At 43.5% G+C, this 23,150-nt stretch carries 20 protein-coding genes; 6 read left to right on the forward strand and 14 right to left on the reverse strand.

Annotated elements, in window-relative coordinates; all coding sequences use genetic code 11:
* The first annotated feature begins 1 nt into the window (after position 1).
* Complete coding sequence (locus tag G511_RS0115600) at positions 2 to 685, forward strand: RNA polymerase sigma factor (RefSeq protein ID WP_028470466.1); 684 nt, start codon at positions 2 to 4, stop codon at positions 683 to 685.
* 28 nt (positions 686 to 713) lie between these two features.
* On the opposite strand, the gene G511_RS0115605 is transcribed toward G511_RS0115600, so the two are convergent.
* The 11 genes from G511_RS0115605 to G511_RS0115655 form a co-directional block, all read right to left on the reverse strand.
* Entirely contained in the window at positions 714 to 1,316 is a 603-nt protein-coding gene (locus G511_RS0115605; protein WP_028470467.1) for a DUF2238 domain-containing protein, read from the reverse strand.
* Between the two features lie 53 nt (positions 1,317 to 1,369).
* Positions 1,370 to 1,774: a DUF1801 domain-containing protein gene (locus G511_RS0115610; RefSeq protein WP_028470468.1), complete on the reverse strand. Its 405-nt coding sequence runs from the start codon at positions 1,772 to 1,774 to the stop codon at positions 1,370 to 1,372.
* A 102-nt stretch (positions 1,775 to 1,876) separates the two neighbouring features.
* Complete coding sequence (locus G511_RS0115615; protein WP_028470469.1) at positions 1,877 to 2,230, reverse strand: hypothetical protein; 354 nt, start codon at positions 2,228 to 2,230, stop codon at positions 1,877 to 1,879.
* A 30-nt stretch (positions 2,231 to 2,260) separates the two neighbouring features.
* The gene (locus G511_RS0115620; RefSeq protein WP_028470470.1) at positions 2,261 to 2,746 is read right to left on the reverse strand and encodes a GNAT family N-acetyltransferase; all 486 of its coding nucleotides are present in this window, start codon (positions 2,744 to 2,746) and stop codon (positions 2,261 to 2,263) included.
* Positions 2,747 to 2,861: 115 nt separating this feature from the next.
* Complete coding sequence (locus G511_RS0115625) at positions 2,862 to 3,629, reverse strand: nuclear transport factor 2 family protein (protein ID WP_028470471.1); 768 nt, start codon at positions 3,627 to 3,629, stop codon at positions 2,862 to 2,864.
* 130 nt (positions 3,630 to 3,759) lie between these two features.
* Positions 3,760 to 4,290, reverse strand: coding sequence for an OsmC family protein (locus G511_RS0115630; protein ID WP_036552215.1), 531 nt, complete (start codon positions 4,288 to 4,290; stop codon positions 3,760 to 3,762).
* A gap of 210 nt (positions 4,291 to 4,500) precedes the next feature.
* On the reverse strand, positions 4,501 to 5,820 hold the full coding sequence (guaD, locus tag G511_RS0115635; protein WP_028470473.1) for a guanine deaminase: 1,320 nt from the start codon (positions 5,818 to 5,820) through the stop codon (positions 4,501 to 4,503).
* 14 nt (positions 5,821 to 5,834) lie between these two features.
* A complete protein-coding gene (gene xdhC / locus G511_RS23135; RefSeq protein WP_051222135.1) occupies positions 5,835 to 6,647 on the reverse strand; it encodes a xanthine dehydrogenase accessory protein XdhC in 813 nt (270 codons plus the stop codon).
* A complete protein-coding gene (xdhB, locus tag G511_RS0115645) occupies positions 6,644 to 9,025 on the reverse strand; it encodes a xanthine dehydrogenase molybdopterin binding subunit (RefSeq protein WP_028470474.1) in 2,382 nt (793 codons plus the stop codon). The genes xdhC and xdhB overlap by 4 nt, the downstream gene beginning before the upstream one ends.
* Positions 9,018 to 10,559: a xanthine dehydrogenase small subunit gene (gene xdhA, locus G511_RS0115650; RefSeq protein ID WP_028470475.1), complete on the reverse strand. Its 1,542-nt coding sequence runs from the start codon at positions 10,557 to 10,559 to the stop codon at positions 9,018 to 9,020. Before xdhA ends, xdhB begins: the two co-directional genes overlap by 8 nt.
* A gap of 151 nt (positions 10,560 to 10,710) precedes the next feature.
* Positions 10,711 to 12,159, reverse strand: coding sequence for an aminotransferase-like domain-containing protein (locus G511_RS0115655; protein ID WP_028470476.1), 1,449 nt, complete (start codon positions 12,157 to 12,159; stop codon positions 10,711 to 10,713).
* A 189-nt stretch (positions 12,160 to 12,348) separates the two neighbouring features.
* Here G511_RS0115655 and G511_RS24240 point away from each other — a divergent pair, with 189 nt between their 5' ends.
* From G511_RS24240 to G511_RS23965, 5 genes are all read left to right on the forward strand, one after another.
* Positions 12,349 to 12,525, forward strand: a complete 177-nt coding sequence (locus G511_RS24240) for a DUF1127 domain-containing protein (RefSeq protein ID WP_245574080.1) — start codon at positions 12,349 to 12,351, stop codon at positions 12,523 to 12,525.
* 80 nt (positions 12,526 to 12,605) lie between these two features.
* Positions 12,606 to 13,511 carry a PhzF family phenazine biosynthesis protein gene (locus G511_RS0115665; protein ID WP_028470477.1) on the forward strand — a complete coding sequence of 302 codons (906 nt, stop codon included), beginning with the start codon at positions 12,606 to 12,608 and terminating at the stop codon, positions 13,509 to 13,511.
* A gap of 145 nt (positions 13,512 to 13,656) precedes the next feature.
* Positions 13,657 to 14,253, forward strand: coding sequence for a CBS domain-containing protein (locus tag G511_RS0115670; RefSeq protein WP_028470478.1), 597 nt, complete (start codon positions 13,657 to 13,659; stop codon positions 14,251 to 14,253).
* A gap of 167 nt (positions 14,254 to 14,420) precedes the next feature.
* Positions 14,421 to 15,578, forward strand: coding sequence for a type III PLP-dependent enzyme (locus tag G511_RS0115675; protein WP_028470479.1), 1,158 nt, complete (start codon positions 14,421 to 14,423; stop codon positions 15,576 to 15,578).
* Positions 15,579 to 15,759: 181 nt separating this feature from the next.
* Positions 15,760 to 19,083 carry a sensor domain-containing protein gene (locus tag G511_RS23965; protein WP_051222137.1) on the forward strand — a complete coding sequence of 1,108 codons (3,324 nt, stop codon included), beginning with the start codon at positions 15,760 to 15,762 and terminating at the stop codon, positions 19,081 to 19,083.
* Positions 19,084 to 19,099: 16 nt separating this feature from the next.
* Here G511_RS23965 and G511_RS0115685 read toward each other — a convergent pair whose 3' ends face one another.
* From G511_RS0115685 to G511_RS0115695, 3 genes are all read right to left on the reverse strand, one after another.
* A complete protein-coding gene (locus G511_RS0115685) occupies positions 19,100 to 19,741 on the reverse strand; it encodes a TatD family nuclease-associated radical SAM protein (protein ID WP_051222139.1) in 642 nt (213 codons plus the stop codon).
* A gap of 88 nt (positions 19,742 to 19,829) precedes the next feature.
* On the reverse strand, positions 19,830 to 22,487 hold the full coding sequence (locus G511_RS23970; RefSeq protein ID WP_051222141.1) for a bifunctional diguanylate cyclase/phosphodiesterase: 2,658 nt from the start codon (positions 22,485 to 22,487) through the stop codon (positions 19,830 to 19,832).
* Positions 22,488 to 22,834: 347 nt separating this feature from the next.
* Positions 22,835 to 23,150, reverse strand: a 316-nt coding sequence (locus G511_RS0115695) for an integrase core domain-containing protein (protein ID WP_028470481.1), incomplete at its 5' end; no start/stop codon positions are given.

Consider the following 23,150-nt stretch of genomic DNA (forward strand, 5'->3'; position numbering starts at 1 on the left):
AATGGATTCTTCAGCACAAGCGTTACCAATGGATATTGCACTTGCAGATCTACAAGAAGAAACTGACTTTGAGTTAATAATTCGGGTTCGATCAGGTTCTTCAGTGGCTTTTGAGCCATTAATGCGGCGTTATAATCAGCGTTTATATCGATTGTCGCGTAGTTTTTGTAAAAGTGATGCGGATGCTATGGATATTCTACAAGACAGTTACGTGATTGCTTATGAAAAAATAGCACAGTTTAGCGGCCCCGAAGGCTTTGCTGGGTGGTTATCTCGTATTGTACGCAATGAGGCGCTTATGCGAATACGTAGGAACAAGCTTGTTGATATTTGCTCTATCCAAGATCATGAGCCAGTTGAGTTGAATAACGAGGGGCCATCGGCTGTGTTAGCTCAGGGGCAGCTGGCAAAAATCATCGAGCAAGCTATTGACCAGTTACCTGACAGCTATGCCAGCGTATTTGTATTACGAGGTGTACAGCAGTTATCTACACAAGAAACCGCTGACTCATTGGATTTACATGCCGATGTGGTTAAAACACGTTTCTCTAGAGCTAAAAAGCTTTTACGTGGCCACTTAGATCAACATATTCAAGCGGCGGGACTCGAGGTATTTGAGTTTGCTGGCGAGCACTGTGATGCGGTGGTTAGTAATGTCATGGAGCGGATAACAGAGAGTCACTAAACTCCCTGTTCTTAATTGAAATTATTTGTTATGAAATTTGTTGTTTTTTGTCCGACCGATAAAAGTAAAAAAGTAGTAGTGAGGCAATAGCGCCCAGCGTATCGGATAACATGTCTTTTTGAGCATCCCAGATGTCGCCTTGTGAGCCTAAAAACTCGACGCCTGCATCACCACCTTCGAGCGCTGCATACCACCACTCGATGATTTCGTATGCCGCAGCAACACTCATAATAAAGAATAGGCTAAATGTCATTGCTAATTTAAAACCACAGTAGCCTTTACGTAATAACCACTCAGCCATAGCGAAGGCATAAAAGCCAATAGTAAAATGGCCTATTCGATCAAAATGATTACGCTCGGCTCCTAGCAGCTCAGTTACCCAGCCAAAAGGAACATTGGCGAATGTGTAGTGCCCGCCTACCGTATGCCAAAAAATCCAGATAAAAACTAATCCATAAGCTAGGTTGCTGAAGCGAAACTTATGGAATGTGAAAACCAAAATTAGAAAGATAGCGATGACAGGGATGATCTCTGCGATCCACACTTCGCGGGAAACGGGGCTGATACCCAGTACAATAGAAAAAACCAAGTAGATTCCAGCAAGTGTATGCGGGAAATATTTACTAATCATTAATAGAGATCTCTGTAGTGAATGTTTAGGCATGATAATTAACGCTACTGCAATTACACGCCAAGCAGTGGCAAGTGTTTGATCGTTTTATATTTTAACGAAAGTTCAAGGCAGTGTCGTAGTTCGCTTTGCGGTAAAGGATCATTTACGTGCAACACAATTGCACGGTTGCCTTGAAATTCTAGCGTATCTGAATATAACTCTTTAAACGTGTCTACAAGTTTAGTTTTACAATTAAAAAAGACGAAGTACTGCTCAGGATATTTTGGCTTCCAGTCCAAGCGCACTGTGCTGCCACCTTTCACCAGATAACTAGGTTCTCCCCATTTAAGTGTTTCTTTCACGTCACCTAAATTATTATCGTGAATAATATCCAGTACTAGAGCACGAACTTTCATCAAAACTATTTTGATATGCTTCGGGTAGCTATTAAACTTTTCTCGGACCGCTGGCTGCATTTAAAGGGTTTCCTGCTTATATTTTACTTCGTAAGAGCTGTTGCAAGCATTTGTCTTTTATAGGCAAAAACGTAACCTGATGAGCTACCACCACACCTAGCGCTACTTAGATACTGTGCTTTCATTCACATACCAAACACCGTCTTTTTCATGAATACCTACAACAATAAGTGCTTCATTTTTGTCGTATATGGCGCGCCACACAAACCTCATGCATTTAGGGTGTTGATCGACTTTAAAGCCCTTTAGGGATCCCATATATGAGCGGCTTTTATAAGCGCCTAAGTCTTCTCGCATCAGCTTTGTATCATGAAGAAAGACGTCCTCGTTAAAATCTTCTAAATCTGTTTTATCGAATCGCTCGATAAAGGCTTCATAATTACTAGTTCGATCAGCCTCTAGCATTTGTGAGAGATACTTTTCTGCAATAGCTAGCTCTTTCGTAATGTCATTCACTTTTGCTCTCCTGAGTTTCACAAATCCGTGTTATTTTCGTAGCTGTTTGTGCATGACATAACTGTCAATATAACCTAACCTTCTGTGTCGGTACGCAAGGGGAATAGTTCCAATAATATTAAAGCCTAATTGTTGCCAAAGGCTGACAGCAACTTTATTGCTTGAGACTACAGAGTTAAACTGCATTGCCTTAAACCCTAGGGTTACTGCCATTTGTTGAGAGTGTTGACAAAGTTTCTTGGCAATACCTTTACCGCGAGTTTGCTCGTTGACCATGTATCCACAATTGCATATATGGTTGCTAGGTCCTTGAGCATTCGCTTTTATATAATACAAACCGAGAACTTGTTTGCCTTCCACAAAGGCAAAACTCTTTAAAGGTGTTTTACACCAAAGCTGGTATGCCTCTTGGAAGTTCATATCAGGCTCAAAGGCGTACGTTTCCTCCGCTTTGATGATGCGCTCAAAACAAGGCCAGAACTCTTCAAAGTCTGACTTTGTGACTTCCCTAATCATTGGCTTCTCCGGATAACATAATGCTCACATATAGAAACAGTGAGCCAAGTCTACTTAGTAGTGATTTTTATAGACATTAATAGTTTATCAATCTTTAGCTTAGCAATTCAGAACTTCAGAACTTTCCATTTTCGTTCTTCCACTCGCTGCGCGGGGGAATTGACTCACTGGTATCCCAGTGCTCCACAATTTTGTCGTTCGCAACACGGTATAGGTCATAGAATGATGTATGGGCACCATCTCGAAAGCCTTCGCAGGCTGCTAGGACAAAATTGCCTTCTGCCAATAGTTTGTGCAGCTTGTCGTATTGAATGAAACCAGTGTTTTCTTTAGGTTGCCCTGTGAGGGCAGCATGTAATGGGGATAACTCATCCGCGAGGTGAGGGCTATGTTCTATATAGGGCTGAGCATTAACAAAATGCGACATTTTGTGTGTTTCATTATTGATTAACACTTCACTTATAAACGCACGAACGAGTTCTCGGTTTGATTCTGTCTTTTCAATATCAGTTAAAAGAGTTCCACCATCAACCATAGAGTGGCCTGATTGATTAGGGCTTTTTCGAAGCTGGATGTTGTCCCAGTGTTCCACGGTTTGATCACCTTCGAATCTAAATACTTCAAACCCAACTTTAGAGGTATCGAATTCATATTCCGTATGACCAAATACGTATTCGCCATCTGAAAAAATTCTAACGATATTGACCCTCGGAGAGCTCTTGGATAAACGTTTGAAAAGTGCTGCGAGGCCTTCACTCCCTTCATGGGTCTGGGGGTTATGCTGAATATATTTATCAGGATTCACAACAGCAACGGATGCTTCGTCACCCGTTTCGATGCCTTTTAACAAGGTATAAATTTGTTCCTTTCGTTTTAACGTCATGGGTTGCTCCGATTACTGACGAGCCGTTTATTTTTAATGAGTTAGACCCAAATTCCTATCTATTGTAGGGGCCAGGTTATCCACTTCTTTAGGGTTATTCATCTGCTTAAAGCTGGTCCTGTAAAGAGGCTTAAGAAGCATTAAATACTGTTTCAATGGGTGGTGGGTTACGTAAGGTTTGCTGCACTACACAGCATCGTTCTGCGGCTACTTGTAGTTTTTGGAGCATAATAGGATCGGTGCCTTCTTTGGCACGTAGTTGTACTGAGCAGTGTATGTTTTGAAAACCGACAGGTACGTTTTTATCTATGCCCATCGTGCCGCGTACATCGACCTTTGCTTCTACGCTTACTTCAAGCTGCTCTAATTCTATGTTCAATAAATTAGCTACCATACGGATGGAAGAGTCTTGGCATGCAGCGAGTGCTGCACATAACATATCACCAGGTGTTGGAGCATCGTGTAAGCCACCCAGTGCATGATGTACACCAATCGGCACATTTACACCGCAGCCTTGCATGGGTTCAACAATGGAGTGGAAAGGGTCGTTAGCATCAGGGCCACAAGTGCGTGCATGATCTGTCACTATGGCTGTTTCAGGAGATGTTTTGTATTGAGCGCGTAGAGGTTGTTGGGCTTCGTTAACGCTGATTTTTTTCATGATGGATCCCCACTATATCGCTTGTTAAACGGTATTTAGCAGAAAGGACATCTTACACTCTTTCTATCGGCGACTATCTAAAACAGTAGACAAGCTATTATAAAACGCTGTTTTCAACCATAGCGCTGCACTGTTTTGGGTGCAATACCTTGTGATTAATAGCTATGGTTGAGGTGTTGATAGCCGAAAAGTTAATGGTTAAAAAGGCAATCAGTCTCGTGTGTGTACTGCTTCACCCATAGCGTATGTGGCTTTAATAGTGCGGTCGTCACCGAGCGTCATTAGCACAAATAAGCGTTCTTCAAGTGATGTTGTTTGTTCCATACGATAAGCCATCAGCGGTGTTGCGTGGTAGTCGAGAACGGCAAAGTCGGCCTCAGTGCCGGGTTGCAATGTGCCAATTTTCTCTTCTAATTTAAGTGCTCGTGCACCACCCAGTGTAGCCAGGTAGAGAGATTTAAGTGGGTTGAGTTTCTCCCCCTGTAGTTGCATAACTTTATAGGCTTCGTTGAGGGTTTGCAGCATCGAAAAGCTGGTGCCTGCACCAACATCAGTGCCAAGGCCTACTTTAATATTGTGTTGTTCTGTTTTAGCCAAATCAAACAAGCCGCTGCCTAAAAATAGGTTGGACGTAGGGCAAAAAGCAAGGGCAGAGTCGGTTTCTTCTAAGCGTTTACATTCGTCATCACACAGGTATACACCGTGAGCGAACACGGAACGCTCGCCTAGTAAATCAAAATGGTCGTACACATCTAGGTAACCGTTTTGATCAGGGAACAGCGCTTTAACCCATTCTATTTCTTGTTTGTTTTCACTTAAATGAGTGTGCATATAAAGCTCTGGGTATTCTTTCAGCAGTTTTCCCGCTAACGTGAGCTGCTCGTCGCTGCTGGTGGGCGCAAAGCGGGGTGTTACGGCGTAATGTAGTCTGCCTTTGCCATGCCAACGTTCGATAAGGTTTTTGCTGTCTTGATAGCTGCTTTCTGGGGTGTCGGTAAGCGTGTCTGGCGCGTTGCGGTCCATCATCACTTTACCGGCAATCATTCGCAGGTTAAGGCTTTGTGCGGCCTCAAAAAAGGCATCCACAGATTGTGGGTGTACTGTGCCAAACACCAATGCAGTGGTGGTGCCGTTGCGTAATAGCTCGGTTAAAAAGATCTTTGCTACGTTATCGGCGTAGTTTTTATCAGCAAATTTATGCTCTTCAGGGAAGGTATAGTTATTTAGCCAGTCAAGTAGTTGTTCACCGTATGAGGCGATCATGCCCGTTTGCGGGTAGTGAATATGTGTGTCGACAAAGCCCGGTGTTATCAGTGAGTTGTCATAAACAGTAATGGGTGTATTGGGGTCTAATGTGTTGAGCAGCGTTTCTGCTGGGCCAACAGCTTTTACTAAGCCGTTTTCTACGATAAGTAGGCCGTCTTCAAAGTATTGATAACTGGCATCTATGCCTACCTTTGCAGGATCTTCAAGCGTGTGAATAATGGCGGCGCGGTATGCGTGATAAGGGGAAGCAGTGGTTGTTGTCATCGATTTTGTGCCAGTTATGCTGTGTGTTGAGTTAAGTAGTTAGTTTTAGCTTTGTTGCTTTTAGCGGCTGCTTGGTAATGGGCAATGAATTCGGCAGCAATAGATACGGCAATTTCACCAGGTAGTTTACCGCAGACCTCGCCCAAACCTACAGGACAATGTAGCTGTGCAATGCTGTTCTCATCAAAACCTCTATGACGCAGGCGATGCTCAAATTTGCGCCGTTTTGTGTTTGACCCAATCATACCGAGATAACGATAATCATCTCGTTTGAGGATAGCTTCTACTATTGTTTGGTCTAGCTGGTGGTTGTGAGTCATGACTAAACAGTAACTAAAAGCGGGTAAGTCAGGTACTTCATCTGCAGGTTTGTCGCATAAATTACGAGTGGCATTAGGTGGTAAATCTGCAGGGAATTGCTCTGAGCGGTTATCTATCCACGTGACTTTACAAGGAAGGTTACCCAGTAAAGGAATCAACGCTTTAGCTACATGGCCAGCACCAAACAGAACAACATGTAATGCTGGAGGGTTGATGGGCTCAAATAACAGTTGGATTGCACCGCCGCAGCATTGTCCAAGGCTGGCTCCTAATGCATAACTCTCAAGCTGTACGCTGCTGCAATGTTCGTTTAATAGCTGGCGGGCTTGTTTTATCGCCTTATGTTCTAGGTGGCCGCCACCGATAGTTTCATAGCTATCATCGGTGGTTACAACCATTTTAGTGCCTGCGTCTCGGGGTGTTGATCCGCGATTTTCAACGACGGTAACCAGCATCGCTGCTGTGCCTTCGCTGTGTAGGCGGTGGAGCGTACTCAGCCAGTTCATGGTGATTGCTCCGTTGCCATCTGTTTACGTAATGCTTCTACGCCCATGAGAACTTTTTCAGGCGTGGCGGGGGCATCTATCTGCGGGTGAATTCGGTAATTGGATAGACTGGATACTGCATCTTTAATTGCCGACCATACAGAAATTCCCAGCATAAAGGGGGGCTCGCCTACAGCTTTAGAATGGAAAACAGTATCTTCTGGGTTTTTACGGTTCTCGATCAGCTTGACTCGAAAATCTAGCGGTGTATCCGCAATCGCTGGGATTTTGTAACTTGCTGGGCTATTGGTGGTGAGCTTGCCTTGTTCGTTCCATATGAGTTCTTCGGTCGTTAACCACCCCATGCCTTGAATAAAGCCGCCTTCAACTTGCCCTATATCGATGGCGGGGTTTAACGATGCGCCGACATCATGGAGAATATCAGTACGTAGCACTTTGTACTCGCCCGTTAAGGTGTCAATGACGACTTCTGAACACGCTGCACCGTATGCGAAGTAGTAGAAAGGGTGCCCGCTGGCTTTGTCTCGATCGTAGAAAATTTTGGGTGTTTTATAAAAACCCGTACTCGAAAGTGACACTTGTGCAAAGTAGGCGAGCTGTACCAACTCATTAAAACTGATGAACTGCTCGCCTGCTTGAATTAGGTTGTTATTGAATTTTACCTCACTAATATCAACGTCAAAATGCTCTGCAGCAAAGCTGGTGAGACGTTGTTTAAGGGTTCGGGCAGCTGCTTGTGCCGCTTTACCGTTGAGGTCTGCTCCCGAGGAGGCTGCTGTTGGCGATGTGTTCGGCACTTTGTCGGTATTGGTAGCACTAATCTGAATGCGTTCCAAATCTACCTGAAACTCTTCGGCGACTATTTGCGCAACCTTGGTATTGAGCCCTTGGCCCATCTCTGTGCCGCCGTGGTTTAGGTGAATGCTGCCGTCTGTATAGATATGGATGAGCGCGCCAGCTTGATTCAAAAAAGTAGCAGTAAAGGAGATACCAAATTTAACCGGTGTGAGCGCTATCCCTTTTTTTAATATCTGGCTGGATTGGTTGAACAAAATGATCGCTTTACGACGTTCGCTATAACTGGCGCTTTGCTCTAGATCAGAGGTCATCTCTTCCAGAAAATTGTCTTCTACTGTTTGGTGATAGTGAGTGATATTACGCTCGGTTTTTCCGTAAAAATTACGTTTACGAATTTTTAATGGGTCTTTCCTTAAATAGCGAGCGATATGATCCATTACGTTTTCAATTGCTACCATACCTTGTGGCCCGCCAAAACCTCTAAAGGCAGTATTGGAGGCTAGGTTAGTTTTGCAACGGTGGCCGGTAATTAACGCATTTCCTAAATAATAGGCATTATCAGAGTGGAACATAGCACGATCAATGATGGAGCCGGATAGATCTGGCGAGTAGCCACAGTTACCTGCCAGTTGCATATCGATGCCTTGTAATCTGCCTGTCTCATCAAAACCAACATCATATTTGATATAAAAAGGGTGGCGCTTGCCGGTAGCTAGCATGTCGTCAATACGAGGTAGGCGCATTTTGACGGGTTGCCCTGTGATGTTTGCAACCACCGCAGCCATACACGCTGGGCCTGCTGCTTGAGTCTCTTTCCCACCAAAACCGCCGCCCATACGGCGCATATCGATAATGACTTTATTCATGGGCAGGTCGAGTACGCTGGCTACTAATTTTTGTATTTCTGTTGGGTTTTGTGTGGAACAATGCACCAGCATGCCACCGTCTTCGGTTGGCATCACAGAAGAGACTTGGGTTTCGAGGTAAAAATGTTCTTGCCCACCAATATGCAGCTCGCCTTGTAAGCGGTGAGTGGCATCATTAAGTGCTTTGTTCGCATCGCCGCGCTTGTGTTGGTGGCTATCTTGTACAAACTGCTTGCTATCCAGTGCTTGTTTTACATCCAGCACCGCTGTAAGTGGTGTGTATTCAATAACGGCTGCATCGGCCGCTTTACGGGCAATATCAAGTGAAGCAGCAGCAACCGCAAGTATCGGTTGTCCCAGGTATTCAACGACTCCATCGGCCAGTAAAGGGTCACCGGGAAATACCGCCCCGATATCTAGGTTGCCGGGTATATCTTTTGCGGTTATTACACAGGATACGCCAGGTATTTTGTAACAGGGGGCTGTATCTATTGTGCTAATAGTTGCATGGGCTTGCTTACTAAGGCGTGCATATAAATGTAACTGGTTGGGGTATTCTAAGCGATCGTCTACATACAGAGCGTCACCGCTGACGTGCCTTGCTGCGCTTTCATGTGGGATTTTTTTACCGACGCCGGTTTTTAGGCCTTGTTTGAACTGCTTCTCTAATTCTAGCTGCGAAGTATTGTTGGCGACTTTTCTATGGTTAGACATAGTCAGTCACCCTTGTGGGCAAGCTATTAGGCTGCGTTTCTATCCAGCATTTTAATAGTAAGTTGCGTGCTGCTAGAGAACGGTACTTTGCACTGGCACGAAAATCAGAGAGAGGGGTGAAGTCTTGGTCTAAGGCGCTCATGGCTGTTTCTATACTGGCTTTATTCCATGGCTGATGGAGCAGTGCTTGTTCACAATAGCTGGCGCGTTTAGGGATGGCAGCCATGCCACCAAAGGCGATGCTAGCCTCCGTAACCTTGCCATCTTTCAGCTGGATATGGAAAGCACCACAAACGGCAGAAATATCATCATCGAGACGTTTGGAAAGCTTATAAATCTGATAGATTGAGCCTGCAGGTTTACGAGGAATAATAATTTTCTCGATGTATTCACCAGCAACTAAATGAGTTTTACGGTAATCAATAAAAAAAGCTTCTAATGGCATGCTGCGTACTGCACCTGCGTGGCGTAGTTGTAAACTGGCCCCTGCGGCAATGAGCGCAGGTGGCGCATCTCCTATAGGAGATGCGTTAGCTATATTCCCCCCGAGAGTTCCTTGGTTACGAATCTGCAATGAAGCAAACCGCTCTAAGAGCTGGCCCAAATCAGGATATTCGTCACACAGCACTGCATGGCATTGGCTCAGCGGTGTAGTCGCACCTATTTCAATAGTGTTTTCACTTAAGTTAATACACCGTAGCTCTTCGATTTCCCCTAGATAAATTAGAGTATCGAAAGAGATTTGCTTCTGTGTAATATCAAGTACTAAGTCGGTTCCACCCGCGAGCAAATGTGCTTTGGGGTGTTGTTGTAATAACCGCTCGAGCTGGGATAGCTGTGTGGGTGAGTAAGAGTTTTTGACTGCACCCTTTTTATTTGTGCTTGGGATACTGTACTTAATAGTATCGCACTGACCGGGTTGAATACTTTTTAATGTAGTGACGGTGTGTTGCTGTTGGAGGTCAAACTGGTCGAGTTGTTGGTTCTTGCTGATCTCTTTTGCCACATTGATTATGGGCTGGTAACCAGTACAGCGGCATAAGTTCCCCGCAAGTGCTTCAAGTGCTTTGGCTGGGTTGAACTGCTGCACTGTGTTTTTTTTGTCTGTGTGGCTTTTAAGCGTGCTGTTTTCATGCAGAAGGCGGTGATTGTAGTTTTTCTGATAAGAGAAGAGAGACATCACAAAGCCGGGTGTACAAAAACCGCACTGGGAGCCGTGATGGTCCACCATTGCTTGCTGTACGGGATGTAGTTGATCACCTTGTTTGAGGTCTTCGACGGTGATGAGTTGTTTTCCATTAAGAGCAGGGAGTAAGGTAAGGCAGCTATTGATGGATTGGTAGGTAAGTTGATCATTTTTTACTTCGGCTAAAACCACTGTGCACGCGCCGCAATCTCCCGAAGCGCAGCCTTCTTTGGTGCCCGTGCGCTTTTCTGTAGAGCGTAGAGTGTTGCGCAAGTAATTAAGTACTGTGGTATTGGGATCAATGTTGCTAACCGATTGCAGCGTATTGTTGAGTAAAAAACGAATCACTGATCACTCCTGATGTTTTATTAAGTACGTAATCATGTGTACTTAATCCGATGATGCTACCTAGAATGTTCTGTTTAGAATAAGAATAATCTTTTTCTGACTTTTGGGTCAAGTTGTTGGCGCAGTAGCTCGGTGTGAGCCCCTTATGCTTTTAGACCGTTATTGTATGCGTCTGTTGTTTCAGCTCTGAAACCATTTCATGAATGGATGTTGCGACCAGTTTTATGGCGTTTTCATTTTTCTCAGAGGACTTGTCAGTAAAGTTAAGGCGCATGCAATTTCGATATTTACCAGAAGCGGAAAACAGCACACCAGGAGCAATACTCACTCCCTTGATGATGGTACGTTCGTTTAAGATTGTTGTGTCGATATCATCAGGTAGCTCGACCCACAGTAAGAAGCCTCCCTGTGGATAACTGATTTTTGTGCCCTGAGGGAAGTACTTTTCAACCCAGCGAATCATCACATCTCTGCTTTGGTGGTATTGAGCGCGTACTTTCCTTATGTGCCTCTCATAGCCCCCTTGGGCAATAAACTCGGCAATACCCAGTTGAGGTATTGTTGGTGTGCTGGCCGTGACAACGTATTTCATGTGCATGACTTGGTTGCCATAGCGACCAGGGGCAACCCAACCAATTCTTAACCCCGGAGCGAGCGTTTTTGAAAAAGAAGAGCATAGCAATACACGCCCTTCGGTATCAAAAGACTTGATAGTCGGTGGTCGAGGTGAGATGTAGGATAAATCGCCATAAATGTCGTCTTCAATAATGGGAATGTCATAATGAGCAGTTAACGCTAATAAGCGTTTTTTATGCTCAATTGGCATGGTGTAACCCAGTGGGTTGTTGCACGTCGGTGTTATTTGAATTGCCTTGATGGGCCATTGCTCTAATGCTAATTCAAGGGCTTCAATGCTAACGCCTGTTTCAGGGTGTGTTGGGATTTCTAGTACTTTTAAGCCATGTGCTTTGATGGCTTGCATCGAGCCATAAAAGCTTGGCGAATCCACAGCAACTACATCGCCAGGTTTTGTGACTGCTCTAAGGCTGGTGGATAGGGCTTCTTGGCAGCCTGCGGTAATAATAATGTCATCTGGGTGCAACCGGCAGCCCGAATCAACCATTAAACGTGCTATTTGCAGACGTAAGCTGTCGGATCCCCTGAGGGCTTCATACGATAGCATGCTGCCGTGAGCATTTTTATTGAGGTCTGACAGGATGCGCGTGAGTGGTTTTAGCGTAGGTGCGTTAAGGTCAGGTATAGCGCGGCTTAGTTGTACTAAATTTGGTGTCGTGCTGGCACAAAGCAAGTTTAATACCTCTTCCCATTGAGATACTTCGATTGGTCTTTGTGTAGGGCGTGATAGGTCAGGAAGTTGCTGCGGGGCTTTTTGTCGGTTAATAACATAAAAACCAGATTTGGGGCGAGATTCTGCCCAACCTTGATCTTCGAGTAAGCGGTAGGCTTCTTGTGCAGTGGAAATACTGACTTCATGAGCCAAGCTTAATGCACGAATAGAGGGAAGCTTCTCACCGGCCTGATAAAAAGATTGCTCTATGCGTTCTGCAATGGCATGCGCTACTTTCTCATAAAGCTTCATTTTTCTTTAGCCTTCTTTTATTCGTTAATAACACCACGCCTTCAATAAAGCATGCATGACAGATCTTGCTGAAAATAACCAATACAGTTATCTGTACTTATTATCTGTGCTGGTAAAAAATAATTAACTCTGAATCTGTAATGGTTTTAGTTTACGACATAAGATATTTATCAGCAACTACAGGAGGGTATGACGATGATTATCATTGAAATGTTTAGACGGATTTTGCAAAGATTGCGTGAGCTACAACAGCGTCAGCGCTCACGACGTGAACTTGTCACTTTAGATCGATATGCTTTGAAAGATATTGGGATAAGCCGTGCAGATGCGTTGTTAGAAGCGAATAAGCCGTTCTGGCGCAGTTAACCAGTAGCTGCTGAGTAGGGTAAAGCGCTTATGATATGCCTTGCTCGGTGGTTAATGTTAGTAATGGATAAGGAGTAAAAATGAAAGGGTTAGAATACTATACGTTGGATGTTTTCACGGACCGTCCTTTTTGCGGCAATCCTTTAGCGGTTTTTACGGATGCAGGCGGTTTATCAGGTGAGCAAATGCAGAGCATTGCACGTGAGTTAAACCTTTCAGAAACTGTTTTTATTACAGAAAAAACAGGCGTGAACCGCTGGGCAATTCGTATCTTTATGCCCCAAGGTGAAATTCCATTTGCTGGCCACCCGACTGTGGGTACCGCTATTTTATTGAAGCTGTTAGGCTGGCTAGAAGCCGTTAATGGTGAATGCGAGTTGACCCTAGATGAAAAAGTAGGGCCCGTCCCTGTGAAGTACTCAACAAATAGTCATGGTCAAACGTTGGCGCGTTTTGCAACAGCTGTGTTGCCGCAGGTGAGTAATAGCCATTTATCAGTTAATAATGCAGCAAGCCTGCTTGGTTTAGGAGTAGAACAGGTCAAGCCATTTCCTTATGTCGCCAGTTGCGGTGTGCCTTATCAGATAATAGAGCTTGAAAATGTTGGTGCTGTATCACAGGCTAAACTAGATATGTCACAGTGGTCTACGTTACTCTCGAATGATGAGGCGCCTGATCTATGTATCTTTAGCTATAGTGATGAAAGTGCAGATATCCGTATGCGTATGTTTGCCCCCATTGCCGGTATAGCAGAAGACCCAGCAACAGGTAGTGCGGCCGCTGCGCTGGTGGGTAGTATCGCACTAATTAAAGAACTTCAGCATGATACCGGCTGGATGATCGAGCAAGGTGTCGAGATGGGGCGTTCTAGTCTAATTGGGACTCACGTTAAGGTAGGCCCTCAGGGTGTGAATCAAGTTGAAGTGTTTGGCAATGCTGTTTTGATGTCTCAAGGGGTATTTTTTAGCGGTAATGAGCGAGCCTAACTTATAGCTAGGTTAGATATGACTAACATAGGTGGGTGTAACTTAAGGATAATGGAGAAGTCAAAAAGATGACCTTTCCTAAAAAGCTGGCTATGCTGTTATTAACAGACTTCAAATTCTAAAAATAACAGGAAGGAGGTCGGCGATGTTAGAAACATTTCGTCATATTCGTTTACAGGAGATTGCTGGTGTATCGCATCTCCTTTCTCCGGAGCAGCTACAAGCTCCTATCAGTTTAAATAGCGCCGCTGTTGATGTTATGACAGATTTTCAAAGCGTTAAACCTGTTTCCATCTCCCAAGAAACACAGATTGATGAAGCGCTTGAGTGGATGAAAAACCAACATGTCAGGCTGCTTTTCGCGACCGCTGACGAGGGCGTTTTTAGTGGGGTTGTGACAGCTCGCGATATCATGGGTAGCCGTGTAATGTCTTATATGCAGACTCATGGTTTATCCAGAGAATTTATGTTGGTAAAGCATGTTATGACAGCGAAAAGGCAATTGCAGGCGCTGACCTATGAGCAGTTACAGCACTCAAAAATTGGTGATGTGATGCTTACTCTGAAAGACTCTGGTGAGCAGCACATTCTGGTGATTGATGAAGGTCTGGCTCAAGTGAAGCGAATTCGCGGTATTATCTCTGCAAGTGATGTCTCTAGGAAGCTTAAAATCGGCTTTGAAATAATGTACGAAGCTAAGTCTTTCGCTGAAATTGAGAGAGTAGTATCCCATGGCGGCTGAATTTTATTTCAACTATTGCTATCACCAGCATTTAATTTATACTCGCGCAAAATGCTGACTATTCGCTCGATGCAGTGCGTAGTAAGCACTAGAAGTTAAGCCCGTAATGGTTACCCATTATGGGCTGTTTTCGTATTAACCCTGAAAAATAGATGGTGACGAAAGAAGTGAAACATCCAGAACATTTATCTCCAGTAAACTGGAATAAAATCAAAGCATTTGCTGACAATAAGGAAACCCCTTTTATTGTTGTTGATTTGAATACTGTGCGTGAAAAGTATTTAGAGCTTGTTCAGGGATTTGATTATGCGCGTGTGTATTACGCGGTGAAGGCTAACCCGGCTGAAGAAGTGATTAATTTGTTGGGTGAACTAGGTTCAAATTTCGATATAGCGTCTGTTTTTGAGTTAGACCGTGTTCTTAAATGTAATGTTTCACCTGATCGTTGCAGTTATGGTAATACTATTAAAAAACGTAAAGATATTGCCTATTTTTACGAAAAAGGGGTAAGTCTATTTGCCACGGATTCAGAAGCTGACCTTCGCAATATTGCGGAATATGCACCTGGCTCACGTGTTTATATCCGAATTTTGACAGAAGGTGCTGAAGGCGCTGACTGGCCGCTTTCACGCAAATTTGGTTGTAGTCCTGAAATGGCTATTGAGCTGGCAGCTTTGGCGAAAGAGTTAGGTTTAGATCCTTATGGCGTATCTTTTCATGTAGGTTCGCAGCAGCGTGAAATTGATACATGGGATGGCGCGATTGCTAAAGTGAAGGTTGTCTTTGAGCGACTTTATAGTGAGCACGGCATTGCGTTAAAAATGATCAACATGGGAGGGGGATTCCCAGCGCAGTATATTCAGAAAACCAATGAATTCAGTACTTATGTTGAAGAAATTACGCGCTTTTTGACAGAAGATTTTCCGGATCTTGTTCCCGAAGTTATTTTGGAGCCGGGTCGGTCATTAGTTGGCGACTCAGGTGTGATTGTTTCTGAAATAGTTTTGATTTCGAGAAAATCGCAAACCGCACTTGAACGTTGGATTTATGCAGATGTAGGTAAGTTCAACGGGCTAATTGAAACACTGGATGAGTGTATTAAATACCCTATTCATACAGAGCGTAGTGGTGAAGAAGAGGCTGTTGTTTTGGCTGGCCCAACATGCGATAGCATGGACATTATGTATGAAAACCACAAATACGAATTGCCTCTTTCTTTGGAGATAGGTGATCGAATGTATTGGATGGCGACCGGTGCTTATACCAGTAGTTATTGTTCTGTAGAGTTTAATGGTTTCCCTCCTTTGAAAACGTATTTCATCTAATATGTGACTCAAGCAGTAGCAAAATGTGTGTAAACCTCTTTTGTTGCTGCCTCTGCCTTATAGAATTTCAATGATCCTCTTCCAAAACCATCGCCATACTGATGATGGGTGTTATAATTCAGCTAACAGTAAGGCAAAGCCTTACTTTGTAGCTTCTAATAATAATTAAAAAGAGTGATTGATGGGTTCGTCCGAGCATTTGCATGCGTCATTGGGTGGGGTTTTGGTTATAACCGGGCTCTTTGACACGAAGCATGATCAATTCAGTATCGAAAATAGCGACATCGATATGTTTCTTGGAAGTGTGCTTTCTATTTGGGAAAAGCCGTCTTTCTTATCGTTAATGATTCATTCGGATGATATGCCGCGATGGAAAGAGGCGCTCCTTGAGTGGCAAATAGATCACTCGTTTCCTGACGGACTCTCACTGCGTTTGCTTGATAATACTGGGCATTATCATGATGTATTAGTGTCTTTGTGTGAAGAACCGCACGCTTTCAATGATGCACATATACTGCCTGTGAAATTTTCATTATCCGCTATCGAGCAGGAGCGGTGTCATATTGAGTTTTTGCCGCAAGGTCGCAATGATTATGAGATAGGTTTGGTTTCTGATTATGCGACCCAAGGCTCTGTTATTGAGGCGTTAAAGCAAGAGCACCAAAGGGCAAATCATTATTTAGATATAGCAGGTGTCATCATGGTGACACTTGATCTTGATGGAAACATCACACTGTTAAATCGCTTTGCTTGTGAATTGTTGGGCATGGAGCAAGAAGATGCACTAGGACTCAACTGGTTCGATAATTTTCTACCCGTTAGTGGAAGGTTCATCGCTCAATCTGCGTATAACCGCTTAATGAGCTGTACTAAAATCCCTAATCAGAAAGTTGAAAAGCCAGTTATTACGCAAACGGGAGATGAGCGTCTTATTCTTTGGCACAACCGCGTATTAGAAGATGCACAGGGCGTTCGCATAGGTATCCTTTCTTCAGGAACGGATATTACTGAGCAGCGGCTATCCGAGCAAACGTTACAAATTGAAAAAAGTCGTTTACGCACGTTAATTGATTCTATACCGGACCTTATATTTTTCAAAAATAGCGATGCTGCTTATATAGGCTGTAATAAAGCATTTGAAGTATTTAGTGGTGCTTGTGAAGAGTCCATTGTTGGTCAAAAAGATGCTGATCTATTTGATTGCACGACAGCAAATGGCTTTCAGTTTTTTGATAAAGAAATGTTACAAAAGCAGGCACCAATTCGCCATGATGAATGGGTTACTTACCCTGATGGCCGTCGAGTTTTGTTAGATACGCTACGGATTCCGTTAAACCTTCCTGACATAGGTCATGGGGTGTTAGGCGTTAGTCGTGACATAACTGAACATACCGTAATGAGTGGCCAGTTATCGCTTGTAAATGCAATGGTCGATCATAGCTTAGATTCGCTGATCTGTACTTCCCCAAATGAAAACTTTCGAATCATCTATGCGAATTCTGCGGCAATAAAGCATTTTGGCGTTAGCGCAAGTGAGCTTTATCAAACACATATATCCGATTGGGATCCCGCTTTTACTGCTACTCGATTAAAAAAGCGCTGGATAAAAGTTCAGGAAAAGACGCTTTCCGCTAAAACAACACACCAGCTACGAAACGGAGAAGAGGTACCTGTTGAGGTGTCTTCCAGCCCGTTTGTTCATCAAGATAAAATTTATATGATCACGGTTTTGAAAGATATTCGTGATCGACTTGATTATGAAAATGCGTTGAAGACAGCAGAGCACCGTTCCCGTTTGCTGTTAGAGCACAGTAATGAAGGTATTTTTGGATTAGATGTTAATGGAGTTACAACCTTTATAAACCCTGCGGGTGCTATGATGCTCGGCTATGACCCTGATGAGCTTATCGGAAAAGATAATCATGGATTGATTCATCACTCTCATGCTGATGGTGAGCCGTTATTAAAAGAAAATTGCTATATGTCGATGTCAATTCGTGATGGTGAGAGCTACCGAATTGAAACTGATGTTTTATGGAGAAAAGGAAACCAATCTTTCCCTGTTGAGTATTGGAGCTCACCGATCTACCTAAACGAGGAGATTGTGGGTGCTGTAGTAACTTTTCATGATATTTCTCACCGAAAAGCCGTTGAAGAGCAGATCAAATACTTGGCATTTCATGACTCTTTAACGGGCTTGCCTAATCGGCGGCTCTTTCTTGACCGGTTTGAGCATGAATTGCTTCAGGGGCGCAGGCATCAGCAAACTTGCGCTTTACTGATGATGGATTTGGATCACTTCAAAGAGATTAACGACACCCTAGGTCATCCGGCAGGTGATCAGTTATTGATTGAAGTTGCCAGTAGAATTAAGGGGGTGCTTCGAGCGTGTGATACGTTTGCCCGCTTTGGTGGAGATGAGTTTACTGTTTTACAAAGTAATGTTCATGACCTTTCTGATGTAGCTACTCTTGCTGAAAAAGTCATTAGCTGCTTTGAAGCCACATTTGATGTGGGAGGGCATAAACTTAAAACCAATACCAGTGTTGGCATAGTGCTATGTGATTCTGATGATACGGCAGATGAACTGATTTCACGTGCAGATGTTGCTCTATACCGTGCTAAAGAGCAGGGGCGTGGGCGGTTTGTTTTCTATCAGGCAGAGATGACAGAGCGTGTTCAAAAAGAAGCAGAGTTAGCTCATATGTTGAGCAGTGCACGTTTTTTACAGCAACTTTATATGGTTTATCAACCGCAGTTCGACTGCGAAAATGGCGCGTTAGTTGGTTTTGAGGCATTGTTGCGATGGGAGCATCCAGAGCAAGGTTTGATCTCTCCATTAACCTTTATCCCTGTCGCCGAAAAGCGCGGCATGATTGATGATATAGGTATCTGGGTAGCGCAGCATGTGTGCCTTGAAGTTGGGCGCTGGCTTGAGGATGGGCTTGCGTTTGGTACGGTATCGTTTAATATCTCGCCAGTCCAATTGCGCAGTGAGGCAGGGGTCGAGTGTCTTTTATCTTTACTGAAGTCGTCTGGCATACCTTTGCATCACTTTGAAGTAGAGATTACTGAATCAGCTTGTATGGATGCGTCTGATAATACGATTGAACTGTTAGAAAGTTATGTTAATCAAGGTTTGAAGATAGCAATTGATGACTTTGGAACGGGTTATTCATCAATGGTGACTTTACGAAAACTCAGTGCTTGTCGTTTGAAAATTGATCGAAGCTTCATTCGTGATATGTTGCACAATACTAATGATGAAATGATAGTAAAAGCGACTATTGCATTAGCGCAGTCGCTTGGTTTGGAAGTTGTTGCTGAAGGGGTTGAATCTAAAGAGCAATTAGCTGTGCTGAAGAATCAGGGCTGTGATTTTGCCCAAGGCTATTTCTTAGGCTTTCCGATGAAAAGTAGCGATACTATTAACTTCTTGCGTTTGCTTGATCGCAAAACAGTTACGCGTTATCGCTCTTATAAATACAGCCCAAAATACGTATAGAAATAGGAAGCATAATTTAGCCGACAATGTCTAGGGCTCGTGCTTTAAATTTTGCTCCTCGCTCTTTTGCAAGTTTTTGGCAAGCCAGAATATTGACACCCTCTAAACCGTCTATTGCAGTGACCGTTACATCAGGAATCATATCAGCAGCGAGCTTGATAAAAGACAATACAGCGGCATGACTGTTGGCTAGGCTTGGCGCGCAATGTTGAGTATATGTCTGCTCATTTTGAGCGTTCAGGGAGATAGACATTGCATCAATGCAGCCGGCCAAAAGTGGCACTACATCTTTTTTATGAAAAAGGTTCGCGAGTCCGTCGGTATTTAAACGAGTTCTCCCTCCTTTAGCTTTAACCGCTGCTGCTATTGATACTAGAGCCTTAAGACGTAATGTCGGCTCCCCAAATCCGCAAAAAACAATCTCTTGATAACGTGAAGGGTCACCTATCTGCTCAATAATATGCTCTTGTTCTGGGCGTTCTGATAGCGTTAGGTTGTAGTCGTGCAGTTCTTTGCTACCGTTATGTTTCGGGCAAAAATTGCATGCCAGAGTGCAGCGATCTGTTAAGTTAACGTAGAGACGATCTTCTATTGCATAAACCAGCGTGTCGGGTTGTTCGTGGCGTACACGTTTAGCAGGGTTGGGTCTTGTCGGCATGTGAGCGGCTCTCATCTTGGCAAGCCGCTCACTTTAGACCTAACTTAAGGTAAGGTAATTGACGGACATCAAATAGTTATCAAACGTTTTATTGTGAATAGTACCAGGTTAAAATTTGATCCTCTGGTGCGGGTCTACAAATGAAGTAACCTTGGGCATGTTCACAGTTTAGCTCTGTTATAGCATCCAGTGTTTCTTTATCCTCAACGCCTTCTGCAACAACGGTTAAGCCAAAGCTGTGAGCAAGGCCTATAGTTGAGCGGACAATCGCAGCATCTTGCTTATTTAACAGCATGCCACCAACAAAACTTCTATCAACTTTCAGTGTCTGAATAGGTAGTCGTTTTAGGTAGCTTAAAGATGAGTAACCCGTACCAAAGTCATCGATAGAAAGTGCGATTCCAAGCCTACTGATTTCGCGGGTTACGGATTCGGCCCTTTCCGGGTCGCTAATGAAGGCACTTTCGGTGATTTCTATTTCCAGCCATTTAGCATCAATCCCGTATTCATGAAGTAATCTTTTGATAACCTCAGGAAGAGACTGATTAATGAGGTTTCTTGCAGATAGGTTAATTGCAATGGGGAGGAAAATACCTAGCGCGTGCCATTTTTTTAATTGCTTAATAGCATGTTCGAGCACCCATAGGCTCAAGGCATGTATGGTGTTGCTCATTTCGGCTAGGTTAATAAACTCAGCCGGTGGAATCATTCCTAGCGTTGGATGCTTCCAACGAATGAGCGCTTCAAAGCCTATGCATTTTTGGGAAGTAAGCTCTATCTTAGGTTGGTAGTAGAGAATCAATTGCTCATCACGAATCGCCACACCTAATTCTGCCATGAGTTGCAGGCGCCTTGGGCTGTGTGAGTCTTGGTGTTGGTCGTAGATAGAAACGCCTGAGGATTGTGATTTTGCATTGTACATAGCGATGTCAGCATAGCGGAGCAGATCGTGGCTATTGTTTGCATGTTCGGGGTATATGGCTATTCCAATACTCGCCCCCAGCTCCAATGTGACATCATCAATCTCAAAAGGTTGTTTTATGCTGTCATTAATTAGTTCTGCCAGTATATGAGCATGATCCGTTGATGTTAAATTCGGTAACAAGATAGCAAACTCATCGCCCCCTAAGCGGTATGCTTGGGCGTGGTGTTTCAGGGCGGTGTCGTTTAGTTTTATTGCCAGTTTTTGCAGGAGTCGGTCACCGATATGGTGCCCGAGTGTATCGTTTACTTCTTTAAATCGGTCTAAATCTAATAGCATCAGAGCCAAGCTTTGATTGTTTGCGCTTGCATTAAGTAGCGCCTGCTCAGTTGTTGTGTGTAATTGCTCCCTGTTAGGTAAGCCGGTCAATGAGTCGTGATGTGCTTGATACTCTAGTTCTTTTTGAGATGTTTTCAGGTCTTTTTCAGCTTTTTTGCGTTCGGTTATGTCGTAAGCAATACCAAGATAGCCGGTTATTTCGTCGCCACCACTGTGTAATGCCGTGACAGATATCAGTACTGGAATTTCGCGCCCGCTCTTGTGGATGTAAGTCCACTCTCGCTCTTCGGATCCTGCTTCTTTACATAATGCAATAAAGACTTCGAAACCCGATATGTTAGGTGATTCTAATAGCTCTGCCAACTCTTTAGCTCGGCTGATCACTTCTGACTTTTTATGGATAATAGTAGGGCTATGTTTATTGATCATTTCTTCTGCGCAGTAGCCAAGCATCTCTTCTGCCGCTTTATTAAAGGTTTGGATAGTACCTTTGGTATCGGTGGATATGATGCTGTATTTTGCACCATCAAAAATAGCTTTTTGTAGTGAGTTTAGTTCGAGAATACGTTTCACTGCTACCTTGTGGGCATCAATGTCATGAATAGTGCAAATTAAATGGGGATGCCCGTTAATTTCAAGACGATTAAGTTTAATATCGGCATAGAAAGGCATCCCGTTCAAGCGAACGTGCAGCCACTCAATACTTTGCTCTTGTCCTTGAAGTGCCTTCTTTATAAATGTTTTAGAGGCTTGTGATGAGTCAGAACCATTTGGTTGGAATTTAGGCGATAGATGATCAATGGTTTTTCCGATTATGTCTGCTTTTGAGTTGCCAAAAATGCTGACGGCGGTTTGATTGCAATCCATTATTTGGTTGTTATAAATTATTAATACGCCGTCGGCACACTGGTCATAGAGTAAGCGGTAGCGAGCCTCGCTATCTTTTAAGGCATAGAAAATCCTTAAGTTTGAGACGAGCCCCGAAATAGAAACTGCAAAAGTTTGTTCATCAGTGCTCCAAATACGAGGGGAGTCGGTATGCTCAAAACATATCACTCCTTCGGTACGTCCTTCATGGCGGAAAGATGCATCCAGTATTGAATGAATATTTAAAGGGATTAGATATTCTTGAGCAAAGGCTTTTGTCCTAGGATCTTTTTGGGCGTTATGTGCATCTAGAATTTGATTTTTTTCAATGGCTTCAAAATACGCAGGGTTTCTTTGAAATAGTAAGTGCTGTCCTTTATAGGTACGCTTTTGTAATTTGTCGTAAAGAATTTGGCATTCAAGATGCTGGTTATCCACCATATACCATACGCTGGTGCGATTAACGTTTAATGCAATGGCGCATCGTATGGTAATAAGTTTTAGCGCTGATTCAAGGTCTGTATTCCATAGAAGGCGGTTTTGCATTAGCTCTACAATAGTGTTGTGAGCTTTGCCGTTCTGCGAAAAATCAAGTTCACTTGCTTCAGGTGTGTGCATTCGCAAACTCCATTTGGCAAAGACTTTTACAAATACAACCTAATCTTGATGATTAGAGAACCATCAAGACAGCTTTGCAAAGTTATTTATCATTAATATTAAATATAAGTAAAGTTGAATAATGTCTTGAGTGCAATAGGTGAAATGTACTTTTGGCTCATTTATATAGGGTGGCAGTATTTGATTCTGTTAAGTCGTAGTCTGGATTAATAAAGCCAATTTGGCTTTATTAAGATGGGTAGGTTAGGAGGCCTACTTGTATATGCTCAGTATCAGTAACGTTACTTTGAGTTTAGTGAGTAGATATTAGCTGCAATTTAGAATGAGCATCTAATAGGTGTCCCGTCCTAAAATACGTTGACGGTTTTTGATAGAAGCGGTTGCCCTAGGCAGCCGCTTTTTTTATGCACCTCTTCTGGCGTTTTCATGCCAAGGCTCAAGTGCGGCCTCATTTGGTTATAGATAGCGATTGACTCAGCCACCAACACTTTCAATTCAATAAACGTTTTACATCGATACAGTAGAAACTCCTGCTTGAGTATCCCGTTAACTCTCTCTGCCAGTGCATTCTGATAGCAATCATAACCATCTGTCATCGACGGCACCATACCGTTATCCTCCAATGCCTTCTGATAGACTGCTGAACAGTATTGAAGCCCTCTA

Origin of the sequence: Neptunomonas japonica DSM 18939, assembly GCF_000422765.1 — a bacterium.
In the GTDB taxonomy this organism is placed as follows: Bacteria; Pseudomonadota; Gammaproteobacteria; order Pseudomonadales; family Balneatricaceae; genus Neptunomonas; species Neptunomonas japonica.